Source organism: Vibrio lentus, assembly GCF_002875945.1.
GTDB lineage: Bacteria > Pseudomonadota > Gammaproteobacteria > Enterobacterales > Vibrionaceae > Vibrio > Vibrio apostichopi.
The window spans coordinates 1-2,290 of sequence record NZ_MCZK01000039.1; the positions used below are offsets into that span (position 1 = coordinate 1).

General features: G+C 40.0%; 3 protein-coding genes. All 3 read left to right on the forward strand.

Features of this window, described 5'->3' with window-relative positions:
• On the forward strand, positions 1-430 hold a 430-nt coding region (locus BCT49_RS25650; protein ID WP_157938597.1), incomplete at its 5' end, for a hypothetical protein.
• On the forward strand, positions 430-747 hold the full coding sequence (locus tag BCT49_RS03540; RefSeq protein WP_102434173.1) for a DUF5455 family protein: 318 nt from the start codon (positions 430-432) through the stop codon (positions 745-747). The genes BCT49_RS25650 and BCT49_RS03540, both read left to right, overlap by 1 nt.
• 2 nt (positions 748-749) lie before the next feature.
• Entirely contained in the window at positions 750-1,973 is a 1,224-nt protein-coding gene (locus BCT49_RS03545; RefSeq protein ID WP_102434174.1) for a zonular occludens toxin domain-containing protein, read from the forward strand.
• Positions 1,974-2,290: the final 317 nt, after the last annotated feature.

Below are 2,290 nucleotides of genomic sequence, written 5' to 3' on the forward strand. Positions count from 1 at the left end.
AGATCCTGATGACGACAATGGATGGGATACCAATAACCCATTACCCGTAATTGGGCCTATGACGTTTCAAGAGTATTCGACTTATACCGATACAAATCTTGAACAAGCATCCAGTTCACTTGGTGACGGAGACCTCACAGGTTCCAAAAGTGAAATTACGGCTGCTATGGATGACTTTATTAAAGACTCGGTATCTGTTGACGTCCCTGAATGGGAGTTTAACCCTTTTGGGTATATTTCGTTTGGTGGAGGTCAGTGCTTACCTTTTACCGCTCGAATCTCAATAGGGGATTTAGATAGAAATATCATTTTTGATGCACACTGTGAGCCTTATGAAGAGTTTGTAAGGCCAACACTTGAATGGTCTCTTTACCTGCTTACCGCACTCAATATCTACATGGTCTTCACACGAACCGTTAGGAGTCTTTAATGGGGGCATTATTTGCAAAAATAGGGCAGTGGTTAAGCAGTCTTATTGGCATTCAGGTCTTTTCAACGACAAATCGTTTTGTCTTTTTAGGCATAATGGTTTCAATGTATCTGGCTTTATACCTTGCTTTTATGACTGCGGTATCTGGTGTTTTTACATTTCAGCCCGTTTTACCTACGGGTAATGTGGCAGCAGGATTGGCCTTGCTTCCTGGCAATATATCTCAGTGTATGGGAGCGATATTTTCTACTCATGTTATTGCTCAAGTATTTATTATGAAATCCAAAATCATCAAACTTTCGTCAAATGGATCTTAATTATGAGTTGTTATTTTGTTTATGGCACATTGGGCGCAGGTAAGGGCATTTTTCTTGCTCGAAAGATGAGGGAGTACTTAGCTAGGGGTTCAAGAGTTGCAACCAATGTTGATCTTTTCCCCAATGAATTATGCCCAAATACGGCCGAAACTATCAGTCGAGTTCCTTCTATTTTTCGTTTAGAAGATTTAGACCAACTTGGGCGAGGTTGCCCACAAGAGGAAAAGCAACAGCTTGGGGGGCTTTTCCTTGATGAGGGTGTTTTTTGGCTCAACTCTAGGGATTGGAATCAGAAAGGGAGAAAAGAGTTAATTCAAAAGCTCGTTATGATTCGAAAATTAGGTTGGGATATTTATATCGCTGTTCAAGATCCCGAATCTGTCGATAAACAAGCATTAAATGCACTTGGTGAGCATTTTATTTGTTGCACTCGACTTGACCACTTTCGTATTCCTATCTTTTCTACGCTCTATGACTTCTACAAGCTACTTAAAACGAAAGGTAAGCAACAATCCAGTTCTCTATTGCCTCACATCAATAGAGCCTCTTACCGTCGAGGCAAAACAAAGCAGGGTAACAAGCCGTATTATACTGAAACGTACAAACCGAAAGATTTCTTTGGTAAATACGATACTAATCAAATCTTCGAAATTGATTATGAAGATTTGAATGGTCAACAAGTCGATATGCGCGCACCTTTTACCTATCTTTCAGGTAAAACGCTCAACGATTGGTACCCTAAGCAATTAGATACCCGCACTAAGCCCAAACGTTCACGTTTATATCTGCGTCTTATTGCGCTGTGTTTCTTTATTTCATTTCCATTTTATGTGTGGTCACTCGTGCTACAAGCAGAGCCCGAGTCAAATTCAAATTCAAATTCAAATTCAAAAACATCATCGCAAGCGACCCCGACAACAACGCAAGTAGTACCTCATATCCCTGATTATTTACAAGGGGTTTATATCTCAGGCCATGTGATGATTATACAATCTAATGGTTCTGTTACTTATGACTATGCACTTCATGATAGATACCATCGATCGTTTGATTATGTTTACTTTGCTCTTAAATTAACACCGGCATCACCTTGCGATGCTTGGTTAGAAAACTATCAGGGACAAAAATATAAACTATCTTGTCAGTTGAAAGCTTTTGAAGTGCCGAAGCAAGATAAAAACTCTTTACTAACTAACCTTCGAACCATTGGTGAATTTTCTGATTAACTTCCAAACAACCCAGTTGTTTTTGTGAGATTTTTGCCTTGAACCCTTGTTGGACAAGGCTTTGGTCTTTTTCCACCATTTTGTGGTTTTTTAGGTTTGTTGTCGATGAAAAAGCCCCGCAGGGATAAGCGAACATGATCATGTTAAGGGGGCGGTTTGGTCTGATGAGCGATAAGCAGCGAAGCGTAGCAATGTTGGAGATTGAAAAGAAAACCCTTCATCTTGCTAGGCGCTCTTAAACTTGGGCAGGCTTTGTTGAGTGTTGATTGGTGGTTATAGTTTTACTGACTTTCTGAAAGCTTTAAGTGCGTATTATG

Excerpts from the sequence above, each read along its gene's own strand:
- BCT49_RS03540 (WP_102434173.1), top strand. The coding sequence starts at position 430 with ATGGGGGCATTATTTGCAAAAATAGGGCAGTGGTTAAGCAGTCTTATT.
- BCT49_RS03545 (WP_102434174.1), top strand. The coding sequence starts at position 750 with ATGAGTTGTTATTTTGTTTATGGCACATTGGGCGCAGGTAAGGGCATT.